The organism is Phytoactinopolyspora halophila, assembly GCF_003287285.1.
GTDB lineage: Bacteria > Actinomycetota > Actinomycetes > Jiangellales > Jiangellaceae > Phytoactinopolyspora_A > Phytoactinopolyspora_A halophila.
In genome coordinates this window covers 84,892-100,713 of the sequence record NZ_QMIG01000007.1, presented here as the reverse complement: position 1 = coordinate 100,713, position 15,822 = coordinate 84,892, and the positions used below count along the sequence as shown (strand labels likewise).

17 protein-coding genes are annotated in these 15,822 nt (G+C 67.2%); 13 read left to right on the top strand and 4 right to left on the bottom strand.

The genetic code is table 11. The annotated features are described in order from the left end of the window. The first annotated feature begins 34 nt into the window (after positions 1–34). The 7 genes from atpA to DPM12_RS10005 all read left to right on the top strand — a co-directional run bounded on the left by atpA (position 35) and on the right by DPM12_RS10005 (position 7,358). Positions 35–1,726 (top strand): F0F1 ATP synthase subunit alpha, encoded by a 1,692-nt coding sequence (gene atpA, locus DPM12_RS10035; protein ID WP_112258176.1) that lies wholly within the window; start codon positions 35–37, stop codon positions 1,724–1,726. Between the two features lie 81 nt (positions 1,727–1,807). Continuing rightward, positions 1,808–2,785: a F0F1 ATP synthase subunit gamma gene (locus DPM12_RS10030; protein ID WP_112258175.1), complete on the top strand. Its 978-nt coding sequence runs from the start codon at positions 1,808–1,810 to the stop codon at positions 2,783–2,785. A gap of 6 nt (positions 2,786–2,791) precedes the next feature. Beyond that, a complete protein-coding gene (atpD, locus tag DPM12_RS10025; protein WP_112258174.1) occupies positions 2,792–4,234 on the top strand; it encodes a F0F1 ATP synthase subunit beta in 1,443 nt (480 codons plus the stop codon). An 86-nt stretch (positions 4,235–4,320) separates the two neighbouring features. Beyond that, the gene (locus DPM12_RS10020) at positions 4,321–4,689 is read left to right on the top strand and encodes a F0F1 ATP synthase subunit epsilon (protein WP_112258257.1); all 369 of its coding nucleotides are present in this window, start codon (positions 4,321–4,323) and stop codon (positions 4,687–4,689) included. 33 nt (positions 4,690–4,722) lie between these two features. Next, positions 4,723–5,163, top strand: coding sequence for a DUF2550 domain-containing protein (locus tag DPM12_RS10015; RefSeq protein WP_211658761.1), 441 nt, complete (start codon positions 4,723–4,725; stop codon positions 5,161–5,163). A gap of 42 nt (positions 5,164–5,205) precedes the next feature. Further along, positions 5,206–6,483 (top strand): UDP-N-acetylglucosamine 1-carboxyvinyltransferase, encoded by a 1,278-nt coding sequence (gene murA / locus DPM12_RS10010; protein ID WP_112258173.1) that lies wholly within the window; start codon positions 5,206–5,208, stop codon positions 6,481–6,483. Positions 6,484–6,506: 23 nt separating this feature from the next. Next, positions 6,507–7,358 (top strand): 3-hydroxyacyl-CoA dehydrogenase family protein, encoded by an 852-nt coding sequence (locus DPM12_RS10005; RefSeq protein WP_112258172.1) that lies wholly within the window; start codon positions 6,507–6,509, stop codon positions 7,356–7,358. Between the two features lie 64 nt (positions 7,359–7,422). Here the strand turns inward: DPM12_RS10005 and DPM12_RS10000 are convergent, their stop codons facing one another. After that, complete coding sequence (locus DPM12_RS10000) at positions 7,423–9,096, bottom strand: chitinase (RefSeq protein WP_112258171.1); 1,674 nt, start codon at positions 9,094–9,096, stop codon at positions 7,423–7,425. Positions 9,097–9,300: 204 nt separating this feature from the next. On the opposite strand from DPM12_RS10000, the gene DPM12_RS09995 reads away from it, so the two are divergent. Further along, positions 9,301–10,188, top strand: coding sequence for an acyl-CoA thioesterase (locus tag DPM12_RS09995; RefSeq protein ID WP_170313687.1), 888 nt, complete (start codon positions 9,301–9,303; stop codon positions 10,186–10,188). Here DPM12_RS09995 and DPM12_RS09990 read toward each other — a convergent pair. Continuing rightward, the gene (locus DPM12_RS09990) at positions 10,185–11,390 is read right to left on the bottom strand and encodes an NAD(P)/FAD-dependent oxidoreductase (RefSeq protein WP_112258169.1); all 1,206 of its coding nucleotides are present in this window, start codon (positions 11,388–11,390) and stop codon (positions 10,185–10,187) included. The two genes, DPM12_RS09995 and DPM12_RS09990, sit on opposite strands and share 4 nt — an antisense overlap. 127 nt (positions 11,391–11,517) lie before the next feature. Here DPM12_RS09990 and DPM12_RS09985 point away from each other — a divergent pair, with 127 nt between their 5' ends. From DPM12_RS09985 to DPM12_RS09975, 3 genes are read left to right on the top strand one after another with little or no spacing between them, the layout of a single operon-like run. Then, positions 11,518–11,976: a YbhB/YbcL family Raf kinase inhibitor-like protein gene (locus tag DPM12_RS09985; RefSeq protein WP_112258168.1), complete on the top strand. Its 459-nt coding sequence runs from the start codon at positions 11,518–11,520 to the stop codon at positions 11,974–11,976. Positions 11,977–11,978: 2 nt separating this feature from the next. After that, a complete protein-coding gene (locus DPM12_RS09980; RefSeq protein ID WP_112258167.1) occupies positions 11,979–12,398 on the top strand; it encodes a VOC family protein in 420 nt (139 codons plus the stop codon). An 11-nt stretch (positions 12,399–12,409) separates the two neighbouring features. Beyond that, the gene (locus DPM12_RS09975; protein WP_123788556.1) at positions 12,410–12,610 is read left to right on the top strand and encodes a hypothetical protein; all 201 of its coding nucleotides are present in this window, start codon (positions 12,410–12,412) and stop codon (positions 12,608–12,610) included. 34 nt (positions 12,611–12,644) lie between these two features. Here the strand turns inward: DPM12_RS09975 and DPM12_RS09970 are convergent, their stop codons facing one another. Further along, on the bottom strand, positions 12,645–13,556 hold the full coding sequence (locus DPM12_RS09970) for a diacylglycerol/lipid kinase family protein (protein ID WP_112258165.1): 912 nt from the start codon (positions 13,554–13,556) through the stop codon (positions 12,645–12,647). A gap of 146 nt (positions 13,557–13,702) precedes the next feature. On the opposite strand from DPM12_RS09970, the gene DPM12_RS09965 reads away from it, so the two are divergent. Together DPM12_RS09965 and DPM12_RS09960 are read left to right on the top strand one after the other, a co-directional pair. Next, positions 13,703–14,383: an ABC transporter ATP-binding protein gene (locus tag DPM12_RS09965; protein ID WP_342778769.1), complete on the top strand. Its 681-nt coding sequence runs from the start codon at positions 13,703–13,705 to the stop codon at positions 14,381–14,383. A 3-nt stretch (positions 14,384–14,386) separates the two neighbouring features. After that, positions 14,387–15,169, top strand: a complete 783-nt coding sequence (locus DPM12_RS09960) for an ABC transporter permease (RefSeq protein ID WP_112258164.1) — start codon at positions 14,387–14,389, stop codon at positions 15,167–15,169. Positions 15,170–15,218: 49 nt separating this feature from the next. Here DPM12_RS09960 and DPM12_RS09955 read toward each other — a convergent pair whose 3' ends face one another. Continuing rightward, entirely contained in the window at positions 15,219–15,722 is a 504-nt protein-coding gene (locus tag DPM12_RS09955; protein WP_211658759.1) for an AmiS/UreI family transporter, read from the bottom strand. Between the last annotated feature and the right edge of the window lie 100 nt (positions 15,723–15,822).

Genomic DNA, 15,822 nt, shown 5'->3' with positions numbered 1-15,822 from the left:
CACGGGTTCGAGGACGAAAGAGTAGGGACCAAAGATGGCGGAGCTGACGATCCGGCCGGAGGAGATCCGGGACGCGATCGAGCGACACGTCCAGTCGTACGCGCCGGAGGCCTCGCGTGCCGAGGTCGGCCGGGTTGTGGACGCCGGCGACGGCATCGCTCACGTCGAGGGATTGCACTCGGCGATGGCCAACGAGTTGCTGGAGTTCGAAGACGGCACGCTCGGGCTGGCACTGAACCTCGACGTGCGCGAGATCGGCGTCGTGGTGCTCGGTGAGTTCGCGGGTATCGAGGAAGGGCAGACAGTCCGGCGCACGGGTGAGGTGCTGTCCGTGCCGGTCGGTGACGGCTTCCTCGGCCGCACGATCGATCCGCTGGGCAAGCCGCTGGATGGGCTCGGCGAGATCGAGTCCGAAGGGCGGCGTGCCCTGGAATTGCAGGCGCCCTCGGTCATCCAGCGGCAGAGCGTGAACGAGCCACTGCAAACCGGGATCAAGGCGATCGACTCGATGACGCCGATCGGCCGGGGCCAGCGACAGCTGATCATCGGCGACCGGCAGACCGGGAAGACGACGATCGCGATCGACACGATCCTCAACCAGGTCGAGAACTGGAAGAGTGGCGATCCGAAGAAGCAGGTGCGCTGCATCTACGTCGCGACCGGGCAGAAGGGGTCGACGATCGCCGGTGTCCGCCAGGAGCTGCAAGACGCCGGGGCACTGGAGTACACGACGATCGTCGCGGCACCGGCATCGGATCCGGCAGGCTACAAGTACCTGTCGCCGTACACTGGCTCGGCGATCGGCCAGCACTGGATGTATCAGGGCTACCACGTGCTGGTCGTCTTCGACGATCTGACCAAGCAGGCCGAGGCCTACCGCGCCGTCTCGCTGCTGCTGCGCCGCCCGCCGGGACGTGAGGCATACCCGGGCGATGTGTTCTACCTGCACTCCCGCTTGCTGGAGCGGTGCGCCAAGCTTTCGGACGAGATGGGTGGCGGCTCGATGACCGGCTTGCCGATTGTCGAGACGAAGGCCAACGACGTCTCGGCCTACATCCCCACCAACGTCATTTCCATCACCGATGGGCAGTGCTTCCTGGAGACGGACCTGTTCCACTCGGGAATCCGCCCGGCGGTCAACGTCGGAATCTCGGTCTCGCGTGTGGGTGGTGACGCGCAGCTCAAGGCGATGAAGAACGTCTCCGGGACGCTGCGGCTCGACCTGGCCCAGTACAACGAGCTGGCTGCCTTCGCGGCGTTCGCCTCCGACCTCGACCCGGCCAGCAGGGCGCAGCTCGACCGCGGCGAGCGGCTGATAGAGATCCTCAAGCAGCCGCAGAGTTCGCCCGTCCCGGTCGCGCACCAGGTGGCAACGGTCTGGGCCGGGACGACGGGACAGCTCGACGAGGTACCGGTCGAGGACGTCCGCCGTTTCGAAGCCGAGTTCGTCGACTACCTCAGCCGTGAGTACTCCTCCGTGCTCCAGGCCATCGTCAGTACCGGCAAGCTGTCGGACGAGAACACCTCGCTGCTGGAAGAGGCCATCACGGCGTTCAAGCAGCAGTTCATCACCGCGTCCGGAGAGCCCTTGATCAAGGACGAACCGGTCAAGGCCATGGAAGAGGGAGATGAAGACCAGGTCACGCTGCGCCGGCGCACCCGCTCGGCGGAGGACGTGGAGAAGGCGGCCGGCCCGCAGGGAGACACCGGAGCGCCCTCGCCGTGACCCAGATCGAGGGAGTGAAGAGGCGGATCGAGTGAAAGAGACGATGCGATGATGCCGGCCGGAGAGAGGAGGTGCTGACCAGTGGGTGCAGAGCTGCGTGAGCTTCGGCGGCGGATCCGTTCCATCGAGTCCACGAAGAAGATCACAAAGGCCCAGGAACTGATTGCCGCCTCGCGGATCGTCAAGGCTCAGCAGCGCGCGGACGCGGCGAAGCCGTATTCGCAAGCGCTGGTTCGTGCGCTCGAAGCGGCGGCTTCGCGGTCCCGGCTCGACCACCACCTGCTGGAAGGTACCGGCACGCCGGTCCGGTCCGCGGTCTTGATCGTCACCTCGGATCGGGGGTTCGCGGGCGCGTACTCGGCGAACGTGATCCGCCAGGCCGAGGCACTGCGAGGACTGCTGCACGAGCAGGGGCAGGAGGTCCACCCGTACGTGGTGGGCAAGAAGGGCGTGAACTGGTTCCGGTTCCGGGGCCGCGAGATGTACGGCCAGTACGTCGACCTCACGGGCAATCCCACCTACGCCGATGCCCGGCGAATCGCCGACGACCTTCTCGAAGCGATCAACACGCCGACCGAAGACGGCGGAGTCGACGAGATCCACGTCGTCTCGACGCACTTCAAGAACATGGTCAGCCAGGAAGTGCGCGCCCGGCGGCTGTTCCCGATCGTCGTCGAGGACGTCCCGGAGCCGTTGCATCAGGCGGAGGCCGGCTCGCCAGGTGGTGCCGACGACGCATCCGCGGCTTCGCAACCGGCGCCGACTCCAGCGGAGGACGAGGCGCTGCCGCTCTACGAGTTCGAGCCTTCCCCCGACGAAGTACTCGATGCACTGTTGCCCCAGTACGCGGGTAACCTTGTGTACACAACGTTGCTCGATGCTTCAGCGTCGGAATGGGCGGCTCGGCGCCGTGCGATGAAGTCGGCGACCGATAATGCTGGAGAGTTGCAAGATGATCTTACCCGGCAGGCCAACGCGGCCCGCCAGGCGGAGATCACCCAGGAGATCAGCGAGATCGTCGGTGGCGCGAACGCGCTGGCCGCTGCAGGAAGCGAGTAGGAACAAATGACTGCCACTGTTGAGGACACCGCGATAGCGACCGGTCGCGTAGTACGGGTGATCGGGCCGACCGTTGACGTCGAGTTCGGCGATGGTCACATGCCGGAGATCTACAACGCGCTCACGGTCGACGTCGAACTCGGGCAAGAGGTCGGCGAGAAACGCACGCTGACCCTCGAGGTCGAACAGCACATCGGTGACGGGCTCGTGCGGGCCATCTCGATGCAGCCCACTGATGGATTGGTCCGTGGAGCGCCGGTGCGCGACACCGGCGGCGCCATCAAGGTCCCGGTCGGTAATGGCGTCAAGGGCCATGTGTTCAACGTTCTTGGCAAGCCACTGGACACGGACGAATCCGAGATCACCGCCGATGATTACTGGGGCATTCACCGCAAGCCGCCGGGTCTGGATCAGCTCGAAGCCAGCACCCAGATCCTGGAGACCGGCATCAAGGTGCTCGACCTCCTCACCCCGTACGTTCAGGGTGGAAAGATCGGGCTGTTCGGTGGCGCCGGTGTCGGCAAGACGGTGCTGATCCAGGAGATGATCACCCGGGTCGCGCGGAACTTCGGCGGGACGTCGGTGTTCGCCGGTGTCGGCGAGCGAACCCGCGAGGGAAACGACCTCTGGGTGGAGATGGACGAGGCCAACGTCTTGAAGGACACGGCCCTGGTCTTCGGCCAGATGGACGAGCCCCCGGGTGTCCGCATGCGGGTGGCGCTCTCCGCGCTGACCATGGCGGAGTACTTCCGCGATGTGCAGAAGCAGGACGTGCTGCTGTTCATCGACAACATCTTCCGGTTCACCCAGGCCGGTCAGGAGGTCTCCACGCTGCTGGGCCGGATGCCTTCGGCGGTGGGCTACCAGCCGACGCTGGCCGACGAGATGGGTGAGCTGCAGGAGCGCATCACGTCGACGCGGGGACATTCGATCACGTCGATGCAGGCCATCTACGTGCCGGCGGACGACATCACGGACCCCGCACCACACACCGCATTCGCCCACCTTGATGCGCGGACCGTGCTCTCGCGCCCGATCTCGCAGCTTGGTATCTACCCTGCTGTCGACCCGCTCGACTCGTCCAGCCGCATCATGGACCCGGCCATCATCGGCGACGAGCACTATCGGATCGCCAGCCGGGTGAAGGAGATCTTGCAGAAGTACAAGGATCTCCAGGACATCATCGCCATCCTCGGTATTGACGAGCTTTCCGAAGAAGACAAGATCACGGTCAATCGCGCCCGCCGGTTGCAGCGCTTCCTGTCGCAGAACATGTTCATGGCGGAGGCATTCACCGGTCAGCCCGGAGCGTTCGTGCCGTTGAAGGAGACCCTGGAGTCCTTCGACCTGATCTGCAAGGGTGAGTATGACCACCTGCCAGAACAGGCGTTCAGCTTCGTCGGCAACATCGAGGATGCCGAGCAGAAGGCGCAAACTCTGGCATCGTAGTCTGGTAGCCAGCACGCGGACAGCGTGCGGTGTGGTCGATCGCCGTCGATGTCGATGGCAGCGAGGTATACGGAAGGTATGTGAAGGTGGCGGGAGAGCTGAACGTCGAGCTGGTAGCGGCCGATCGCCAGGTATGGTCCGGCGCCGCGTCCCTCGTCGTCGCGAAGACGACCGAGGGCGAGATCGGCATCATGGCCGGTCACGAGCCGGTGCTCGCCGTGCTGGTGCCCGGGCCGGTGACGGTTCGCACCACGGACGGGGAGGCGGTCGTCGCGGCGGTCGACGGCGGCTTCTTGTCCGTCTCCCAGGACCACGTCGCAGTGCTGGCCGAGATGGCCGAGCTGGCCTCGGAGATCGATGTCAGCAGCGCGCAGGCTGCACTGTCGGAGGCTGGCGACGATCAGGCAACGCAACGTTGGGCACAGGCCCGCCTGCAGGTGGCTGGTGCATCGTAGGCTAGCCGCCTAGATACGGATCGGGGGTGATTGGTGGCGCTGATTGCGTGGGTTGCGGTGTTCATGGCGATACTCGCCGTGGTCGTCGCAGCCTCGCTGGTCGTGCTCTACCTTCGCCGCCGTGTCCTGCAGCGCGAGGGCGGATTCGACATGTGCATGCGGGTCGGAAGCGAGCATGGTTGGGCTGGCGGATGGGTCTTCGGCATCGGGCGTTACCGGGGCGAATATCTGGAGTGGTTCCGGACGTTCAGCTTCGCGCCCCGGCCGAAACGTTCGTTCGAGCGTTCTGAGCTCGTCGTCAGCAATCGGCGCACACCGGATGCGGAGGAAGATTTCGAACTGCCGGCCGGTCACGTCGTGCTCAGCTGCGCGGTCGGAGCGACCAGCGTGGAGATGTCGATGACCGACGCCGCGTCCACAGCGTTTCTCGCCTGGCTCGAAGCCGCGCCGCCCGGTGGCCACCTCGTCCGTTGACGGCCCGAGCTCGCGGTCCGTGGAAACAGGAGACACATAGCAGTGGAACGACTTCGAGTGACCGGTGGTGCCTCGCTGCGCGGTTCCGTCCGGGTGAGTGGTGCGAAGAACAGCGCACTCAAGCTGATGGCGTCCACCCTTCTGGCCGAAGGAAACAGCACGCTGCGCGACGTTCCCGCGATCACCGATGTTCATTACATGGCCGAACTGCTCCGCCGGTTGGGTGCCGACGTCACGCGTGCCGACAATACCGTCACTATCGGCGTCCCGGACAAGGTGGCGCACGAGGCCCCGTACGAGCTCGTGCGCCGGCTGCGTGCCTCGATCTGTGTACTCGGCCCGCTGCTCGCCCGATGCGGCGCGGCTGACGTCGCGTTACCGGGTGGTGACGCCATCGGGTCGCGCGGCCTGGACATGCACATCGCTGGCTTGCAGCGGCTCGGCGCCGAGGTCGACGTCGAACACGGCTACGTCGTCGCGCGGGCACCAAGGGGCCTGCATGGCACGCTCATCGGGCTTGATTTCCCCAGTGTCGGCGCCACCGAGAACATCCTCATGGCGGCCGTGCTGGCCCGGGGCGAGACCGTGATCGACAACGTGGCTCGCGAGCCCGAAATCGTTGATCTGTGCGAGATGCTCATCGAGATGGGCGCGCGCATCGATGGCGTGGGCTCGTCGACGCTGCGTGTCGAGGGCGTGGATCGGCTGGAACCTGCGGATCACGTGACGGTGCCGGACCGGATCGTCGCCGGCACCTGGGCGGTGGCGGCGTTGATGACGAGGGGAGACATCACCGTCACGAACGCCCGCGCCGACCATCTCGAGCTCGTGCTGGACAAGCTCACGCGCGCGGGTGCGGAGATCGAAGCTGGTGCCAACGGCGGCTTGCGCGTGGCCATGTCGGACCGCCCGCGCGCCATCGACGTTGTCACGCTGCCATACCCGGGTTTCCCCACCGATCTGCAGCCGATGGTCGTCGCCTTGAACGCCGTGGCCGACGGCACGGCGATGATCACCGAGAATGTGTACGAGGCACGGTTCATGTTCGTCAACGAGCTGGTCCGGCTCGGAGCCGAGGTGCGGATCGACGGTCACCATGCCGTCGTGCGCGGGCGCGAATCGTTGTCCGGTGCGCCGGTCGTCGCGACCGACATCCGCGCCGGTGCCGGCCTGGTCCTCGCGGGCCTGGTGTCCGCCGGCGAGACGCTCGTCTCTGCCGTGCAGCACATCGACCGCGGCTATCCGAATTTCGTCGGCCAGCTCGGTGAGCTGGGCGCGGAGGTCGTGCGCGAACCCGACCCGGACCGCTTCGACGACTAGCTACAACGAGGAGGCGGAACGCCATGGCGAGAACGGTTGCGGTCGTCGGCGCCGGCCTGATGGGATCCGGCATCGCTCAGGTCGCCGCGCAGGGTGGATGGAACGTCGTACTGCGCGACATCGACAGCGAGGCGCTCACCCGGGCGATGTCCACCATCGAGAAGAGCACGGCCAAGCTACGGGACAAGGGTGTGCTCTCCGAGCCCGGCAGGGAGGACGCCCTGGCCCGTATCGACACGACGACCGAACTCGACGCCGTCTCCGGTGCCGACATCGTCGTGGAGGCCGTCTTCGAACAGCTCGACATCAAGCAGGAGCTATTTGCCGAGCTGGACCGATTGGGCGCCGACGACGCGGTGCTCGCGACGAACACGAGTGCGCTTCCGATCACCAAGATCGCCGCAGCGACGCGGCGGCCGGAAGCCGTCGTCGGGACGCACTTCTTCTCGCCGGTGCCGATGATGGCGCTCTGCGAGCTCGTTCGTGGCCTGCACACGTCCGACGAAACGCTCGACCGGGCACGTGGCTTCGCCGAAGACGCGGGGAAGACGTGTGTCGTCGTCAACCGGGACGTTGCCGGATTCGTGACTACGCGTCTGATCAGTGCCCTGGTCATGGAGGCGGTGCGGTTGCACGAATCGGGCGTGGCCAGTGCGGAGGACATCGACGCGGCATGCAAGCTGGGCTTCGGTCACGCGATGGGACCGCTGGCCACTGCCGATCTGACCGGAGTCGACATCCTGCACCACGCCACCAGCAATATCTATGCCGACACCGCCGACCCCAAGTTCTTCCCGCCGGAGCTGCTGAGCCGGATGGTGGCCGCAGGTGATCTGGGCCGCAAGTCGGGCCAGGGATTCTACGGCTACCAATAAGGCGACCGGGCGCCGGATCGTCACCATCGCGTGCACCACCGGGCGCGATTACCGCTTGCATCGCTCACGGAAGCGTCGTCAGGTGCGGCGCCACGGTCTCGGCGAAGTTGTAGCCGTTGGTGGCGTCCCAGTTGATGGACCATGTCATGGCGCCGCGAATCTCGGGATAGGTATCGGGTGGGGAGAAGGCGCCACACTCGTCACCGGTGGCTAGGCAGTCCAGTGCGTCGTTGACCACCGTGGGGTTCACGTAGCCGCCACCGGCCGCTGAAGGGGTGGCCGGCAGGCCGAGACCAACCTGATCGGGGTCCAGCCCGTTCTCGAGCTGAATACATGCCAGCGCCGCGATGAACTCGACACTGCCCTGGGCGTAGACGTTGCCGTCACAGCCGTTCATCGAGCCCGAGTTGTAGTACTGGGTGTTGACGACGGTGAGGATGTCGCTGATGTTCAGCGCGAGCTGGAAGTAGTCGCTGGTCGTGAACTGCATGTCCAGGGTCTGGGGCGCCATGGTGATGACCAGCTCTGGGCCGACCCGGTCAGCGAGCTGCCGCAACGCGGACTCCATGTGAGCCGGGCTGATGCCGTGTTCGAGGTCGATGTCGACACCGTCAAAGCCATACTGCTGCATCAGCTCGTACAAGCTGTCGGCGAAGTTGTCCGCCCGCTCCTGCGTGTCTACGCGCACGTTGCCGCGCTCGCCACCGATCGAGAGAATCACCGCCGTGCCGCGCTCCTGCAGCTGTTCGACGTCGGCGGCGAGATCGGCGTCGGAGTAGCCGCCAAGGCTGTCCGAAACCTCGTCGGACACGGAGAAGTCGACTCCGCCGGGCCGCTGGACGTCCTCCGTGCCGAACGCTACGGCGACGACGTCGTAGCTGTCGGGAACGTCCGCGAGAGGCAATACCGTGGAGTTGTTGTCGAAGTTGTGCCAGTACCCGGTGAGCAATCGCTCTGGCAGCCCGTCCCCGGGATCCGGATCGTCGGTGGGTGTGGGGTCGTCCGTCGGCGTGGGGTCGTCCGTGGGTGTGGGGTCGTCCGTGGGATCGGTAGGTGTCGGGTCCGGATCGCCACCACCGCCATCGGCGGGGGTTATTGCGATCGCCGAGACGGTCGCATAGTTCGAGCCTCCGTTGGTGGTGAACCCGATCGACAGGTGCCCGCCGGATACTGACGCCGGGAATGACCGGTCACACGCCGTCGACGCCCCGCACTCGGCGAAGATGTCGAACTCTGACAGCACTGTCTCGCCGTCGACGTTCACATCGAACACTCGCTGCCCCGGACCCGTCGCCCAGTCCTCGACGGTCTTCACCGTGACCTCGTAGTCCCCGTCCGGAAGGTCGAAGGTGTATCCGGAGCCCGCAGCGAAGAGATTGTAGCTGTGGTACAGCTCATCGTCGTCGGTGCCGGTCACCGGCCCGGACATCGAGCCCGAGCCGAACAGCGTGCCATGCCCCCAGGGCCCGCTTCCGTAGGGTTGATCGCCCGCCCACACCATGTCGGTGGAGTCGGTCAGGTCTTCACCGTTCGCATTCACCCGGACAGTTGTGCTGTCGGCCGTGTCGTCGCCGCCCTGAGGGGCGGACAGGATGGCGCCCGATACCAGCAGTCCTGCGACGGTGGCGGCGACGGCCGCGACACTTGCCCGGCGAAGGGACGCGTATCGGTGCGGATCTCGTTGCCGATCGGTGTGCCGGGACCTGGCGGAGAACCGGGAGGCGAGGCGTCTACTCATGAAACCGTCCTTACTGGCCGATGACCCGGCACACGGTGGACATCAAATTCTTTAGGAAACTTTCTTATGATATTAAGATCATCATAATTCGAGAGATGTGCATCACGTCAAGACTTGGGTTTACGCCGAGTGGGGAACCAATCGTGGGCTGGCTCCGGGCGCGGACGGGGGAACGGGGCGGCAACGATGTGCGAATATCGTGTCGTGCCCGACACGCTGGATGAACTCATTGCATTGCTCGACCTCGAGACCATCGAGGACAACCTCTTCCGTGGCCGGCAACCGGCCACTCGCCTGCAGCGGGTCTTCGGGGGCCAGGTGGCCGGGCAGGCGCTGATGGCGGCGGTGCGGACGGTCCCGGCCGAGCGGATGGTGCACTCGCTGCACGCGTATTTCCTGCGCGCTGGCGATCCGACCGTGCCCATCGTCTACGACGTCGAGCTCGTCCGGGATGGCCGCTCGTTCACCACCAGGCGGGTGGTGGCGCGCCAGCACGGCCGCGGGATTTTCTATCTCACCGCGTCCTTCCACGTCGAGGAGGACGGGCTGGCGCATCAAGACGTCATGCCCCAGGCCCCGGCCCCCGACGATTGCCCGAAACTGGGGGAGTTGTTCGAGCGGCTGTCCGGCCAGCCCCGGTCGGCCTGGCACCAGGAGTGGGCGGCGCTCGACGTCCGCTATGTCGGCGACTCGCGGCCAGGCGGCGGTCTGGGCTCACCGGAGCACCCGGCGCTGGCCCAGCTGTGGTTCCGGGCGGCGGGGCGCCTGCCCGACGAACCGACGCTGCACCGGTGCGTCCTGGCCTACGCCAGCGATCTCACCCTCCTGGGCGCCACGCTGGTACCGCACGGCACGTATATTGGCGCTCCCGGCTTGCAGACGGCATCGCTCGATCACACCATGTGGTTCCACCGCCGCTTCCGCGCCGACGAATGGCTGTTGTATGACCAGGTGTCGCCGTCAGCGTCGGGCGCGCGTGGCCTGGCGCTGGGGCGGATCTTCACGCAACACGGGGAGTTGGTGGCGACGGTAGCCCAGGAGGGCCTCATCCGCTCCTCCGCCCGCCCCTCCTCCGCTGATCATGAACACTAGTCGGCCACATAGGTCGATTCCTGTTCATGATCAGCGGAGGAGGGGCGGATGGGATCGGTGCCGAGCCATGCCGTGAGCCGGTCCTGCTCCCACTGCTGCTTGGCGCGGAAGCTGGCGTCATCGGGAAGGGCGAGCCTGACGGCGGGCTCGGGTTCGGCGTAGAAATCGCCGGTGACCGTGGCCACCCGCTGGCCGGGAAGTTCCAGGAAGCAGTACCCGTAGCCGTCGAACGTCGGGCGATCGCCCCCGTAGAGATCGGTCGCCAGGTTCGCGGCAGCGATCCTTCCCGCGGCCTCGGCGAAGACGCCGGCCTTCGGCAGCTGGGCGGTCGCCGTGCGGATCAAGGTGCAGTCACCGGCCGCATACACCCGGTCCGCATCCGTGGCGAACGTGTGCCGATCCGGCTCGATCCACCCGTCGGAACCGGCGAGCGGGCTCTCGGCGACGACCGGCGGCGGTGCCGCTGCGGGCACGGCGAGCAGGAGCTCCCACTCGTGTGTCTGACCGCCTCGGAACCTGACCTGCCGCGCATCGGGATCGATCGACTCGACCGCGTGATCGGTGAGGACCGTGATGTCGCGGGCCTTCAGCTCGCCGGCGAGGTAGCGGTTCGCGTCGTCGCCGGCGACGGGGAGCGTCAGCTGGGCGGGCGTGGATACCGCGACGTCGACGCCGGCCCGCCGGCCCCGTGCGCGCAGCCACTCGTCGAGAAGGAGCGTGGCCTCGAAAGGTGCGGGCGGGCACAGATACGGAGTGCCGAGTACGCACACGAGCAACCGGCCGCTGGTCAGCTCGGACAGGGCGGCACGGATTCCCGGCAGGGCATCGGCGTGATAGAGGTTGTACGCGTCCTGGTGCAACTGTGCGGCATGCGCCGGTTGATAGGTGGCGCCGAGAGCGACGACGAGGCCGTCGGCGGTGAGCGTGCCCGCAGTGGTCTGTACGGTACGTGTGGCCGGGTCGATGGCCGTGACCTCGGCGCGGACGAACCGGATGCCGCGCTCGTCGAGGCGCTCCAGGGGCCGGACGCCATCGAGCAGGGGGCGAAATCCCACGAGATCCCAGAGCTTGGCGAAGCCGACGAAGAAGCGATCGCTTGTGGCCACCACGGTGATGTCGTCACCAGGCGGCAGCCGGCGGCGTAGCTCGTGGGCCGCCGCGAGCCCACCGAATCCACCACCCAGCACGAGAACGTGTGCCAATGGTTACCTCCGTATCCACACAGATCACGTTGCGTGACGCTACCAGCTTGTGCAGAAGTTCCGATGCCTTCTTGCCGGTCTGGGATAGGACTTCACCGAGACCGCACTTGCGAGGGAGGATAGAGACATGGGTTTGAATATCAAAGATCTGAAGATCACCAGTCCGGACATCGGGGCGGACGGCCAGCTTGCCGACCGTCACGCCAACGACCGGGACAACACGCCGCCCGTACTGCACATCAGCGGTGTCCCGCAGGGCACAGCCGAGCTCGCCATCATCTGTCACGACCCCGATGCGCCGCTTCCCTGGGGATTCACGCACTGGACGCTGTACGGCATTCCGGCGGAAACGGCGGAGATCGGTGCGGACGCGGACACGCGGTTCCGTCCGGGCCCCAATAACTTCGGCCGGACGGGCTACGGCGGGCCCCAACCGCCCGCGGGTCACGGGCCGCACCGCTACTACTTCTGGGTCTACGCTCTCCATCGCGCCGTCGAGGGTGAGCCGTCGATGCGGGAATTCCTGGAGAAGTACGCGGACGCGATCATCGAGCAGAACCGCGTCGTCGGCGTCTACGAGCGCTGACGATGCGCCGGGTCGGCTATGTGATCTGGTTCGTCGCTTCCCTCGAACGGTCCGTGGCGTTCTACCGTGACGTGCTGGGCCTCGAGGTCCGCCTGGAAGGTGACGGGTACGTCGAATTCACGATGGAGAACGTGAAGTTCTCCCTGTTCGACCGGGCCAAGCTCCCGGAGCTGATCGGCCGGCCGGGTGGGCAGCCGCCGTGCGGCGAGATCGCCTTCGTCGTCGACGACGTCGACGGCGAGGCCGCCCGGTTGTCGGAGGCGGGTGCACAGGTGCTCTCCGGACCCGTGGACCGGCCATGGGGGCAACGCACTCTTCACATCGCCGACCCGGATGGCAATGTCGTCGAGCTCGCCCAGAATCTCGACCGGCGGGGGTGGGCGCTGGCCGGCCGGTGGCGTTTGCGTACCGTGAGGGCGTGATGGAGGACCGTGTGACAGATCGCGGAGAACGGGATCCAGCCGGGCCGGGTACCGAGTGGCCGGGGAACGTGTCCCGTATCTGGCCCGGCGAGCCACGTCGGACGGCACGGCACGATGGCGAGGGCGAGCACGCCACCGGAGACGCGCGCGCTGACGAGGAATACGCGGCCGCCGGCGAGCTGCGCTGGATTTCGGTGCTCGCTGGAGTGTAGCCGCACCACCGGCGAGAACCGCGAGTATTCAGGATCAGACGGATGGAGGGGGAGAGGCAGGGAGGGCAGGCGTGAGCATGCGGAGCGCGCCGGGCCGGACCCGTACGGTCACCGGCAGCGTGCCGATCAGCTCACCGTCCCCGCCGGCCGGTAGCGGCGGGTCCGCCTCGATCGTCACCTCCTGCCCGCGCACGATCGTGACCTCTGGCCGGCGCACGTGGGTGCCCCGGTACAGCTCCCGCATGGCGAGGTTGACGAACGCGGGCAGGCGCAGATCTTCGAGCGTCACGACGTCCGCCTGCCCGTCGTCGATCCGCGCATCGGGTGCGGCGTGGCGGCCCCTGCCGTAATAGCCGGAGTTGGCCACCACCACCGTGTTCCCGCGAAAGTCACGCCGGTTGCCGTCGACGGTCACCCGGTACGCGCGCATGCGCCAGCCCAGCATCGCCCGGACCACGCCGTAGTGGTACCCGAGGGCGCCGAGCCCGCTCACCCTGTTCAGGTGCAGGTTGGCCACCGCGTCGATGCCGGCGTACACGCTGTTGACGACGATCCGGTCGGCTACGTGCAGGACGTCGACGGGCTGCGGTTCGGCGTGCAGCAGGATGCCGGCGAGGCGCGCCGGATCGCGGGAGAGGCCCAGCTGGCGGGCGAGATCGTTCCCGCGTCCCCCGGGGATGAGGCCGAGGGCACCGCCGGACCGGACCGCCACGCCGGCGAGGTTGCCGACGGTGCCGTCGCCACCGACCGCTACGACGACGTCGCCGCGCTCGGCTGCCTCGGCGGCGAGGTCGGCCGCGTGCCCGGCGTCGCGGCTATGCTCCACGCTCACCTTGCTTCCGGCCTGGCGGAGAATGCGGCTGACCTGGGTCAGCGTCGACGCCACCCGGCGACGGTCGCGATGCGCTCCGGCGTGGGGATTCACGACCGCGGTGAACGTGCGCACGGCCCCTCCGGTGACTGATCGGTGACGACGGGATGGTGGGCGGCGGGGTGACGACGGCGGCGAACGGCGTCGCGTGGGCGATGATAGCCAGCCGGGAAGCCCTGGTCGTGGACGGCAGTCCGGAGGCGCGCCGGTACGGTGGCGACGTGACGCGAGACGAGGACCTGTTCCGGTTCGATGACGTGGTGGTGGAGAGGTTCGGTATCCGGGCGCTCGACGGGTTCACCGCGTGCGTACCCGCTACGGGGGTCACCGGAGTGGCAGGCCCGTCGGGTTCGGGCAAGAGCACCGTGTTGCGGTTGTGCAACCGCATGGAGGTGCCGACATCGGGCCAGGTGCACTTCCGCCGCACCGACATCGCAACTTTCGACCCGCTTGCGCTCAGACGGCAGGTTGGCATGGTCTTCCAGCGGCCCACTCCGTTTCCGGGCACGGTGCGTGACAACCTGCTGGCCGCCGTCCCGCACGCGGGACGCTCCCAGATGGACGCGGCGCTGCGACGCGCCTCGCTCGACCTCACCTGGCTCGAGCGAGACGCGACCGCGCTGTCCGGCGGGGAGGCGCAGCGGGTGTGCATGGCACGCACCCTGATCACCGAGCCCGACGTTCTGCTGCTGGACGAGCCGACGTCGGCGCTGGATGCGGAGACCGTCCACGCGTTCGAGGACTCGGTGACCGAGCTCACCCGGAACGGCCTGGCGGTGCTGTGGGTCAGCCACGACCTCGCGCAACTGCGACGGGTGGCGGACATGGTGCTGCGGATCGAGAACGGGCGGTACGCGGGCGAGGAACGGTTCGGTGGTGTGCCCGGGCACGAGGAGGGGTGAGTCGTGGACGGAGACGTCAGCATTGCCGGGTTGGCGACGTCGCTGGCGCTGATCGGTGTCGCGGCGGCGATCTCGCTGTGGCAGCGGCTGGGGCTGGAACGCCAGATCCTGTGGGCGGCCACCCGCGCGCTCGTCCAGCTGCTGCTCGTCGGCGCCGCCCTCGCGCTCGTCATCGAGCCGGGCCGGCCGCTGGTGTGGTCGTGGCTGTGGATCGTGGCCATGGTCGCCTATGCGGGTGACGTGGCCCGCCGGCGTGCGCCCGAGGTGCCGGGACTCCTATGGCTGGCGATCCTCGCGTTCGGATCCGGTGCGGTAATCACGTTGGGCGTGCTGTTCGGCTTCGGGGTGATGCCGCTGGAGGGGCGCACCCTGGTGCCGCTCGCGGGAATGATGGTGGGCAACTCGATGACGGCCACGGTGCTGGTCGCTCGGCGCATGGTGGAGGAGGTGCGGGACAAGCGCGACGAGGTGGAGGCCCGCCTGGCGCTGGGCCAGCCAGCGCGGCAGGCCGCCACCCCGTACGTGCGAGCCGCACTGCGTTCAGCCGTCACCCCGCAGATCGAGACGACCAAGGCCACCGGCCTGGTCTTCCTTCCCGGTGCCATGACCGGGCTGATCCTGGCGGGGGTGCCGCCAACCCAGGCCGTGCTGGTGCAGGCCGTGGTGATGTTCCTCGTCCTGGGAGCGGTGGCGAGCACCACCGTCGTCATCGCGCTCGGCCTGGTGCGGCGGCTGTTCACCCCGGATCACCGGCTGCGCTGGCTGCCCCGCCCGGCGGAGCGGTGAGCCGGCACCACCGTCAGATGCATCCGTCGGATGTACTCGTTTGTACTCGTCAGATGTATTCGTTCAGTACCAGGAAGCCGGGCAGCCACGCGGTGCCGATGCCGACGACGATCGTGACGTATGCGGCGAGCTGCTGTATCGGCCGTTTGACCGCGAGCAGCAGGAAGTAGAGGAACCACAGCACCGCCCACGCGGCCCAGTTGATTCCGAGCCAGCTGAGGAAGACGGTGTCCGCCTCCGCCAGGGTGATGATCGAGACCGGGACCGCCGTGATCGCGACGAAGAGGCAATACCAGCCGAGGCCGGATCCCTCGGCCTCGATGTATTGGTTGTAGGCGACCCACAGATAGGTGAACGCGAACAGGAGGACATATCCGGCCAGCTGGATGGACGCCAGGTCTTGCTGGGCGACGGCGAAAATCGCGACCAGCGCCCCGACCAGGCCGGTGAAGATGTTCATGATGGCGACTTCTCGGGCGTTGATGCGGCCGAGAAGCCAGATACCGTTCACGAAGAGAACGGCGCCGACGTACAGAAGCACAAGGCCGAGCACTGTCTCGTCACCTCCGGGCTTCGGACACACCCGTCGCGGGTGTGTCGCTGTGATGGGTGGCTGCGGGTCCGGAGCATCCCCTGTCATGCTCCGGACCCGG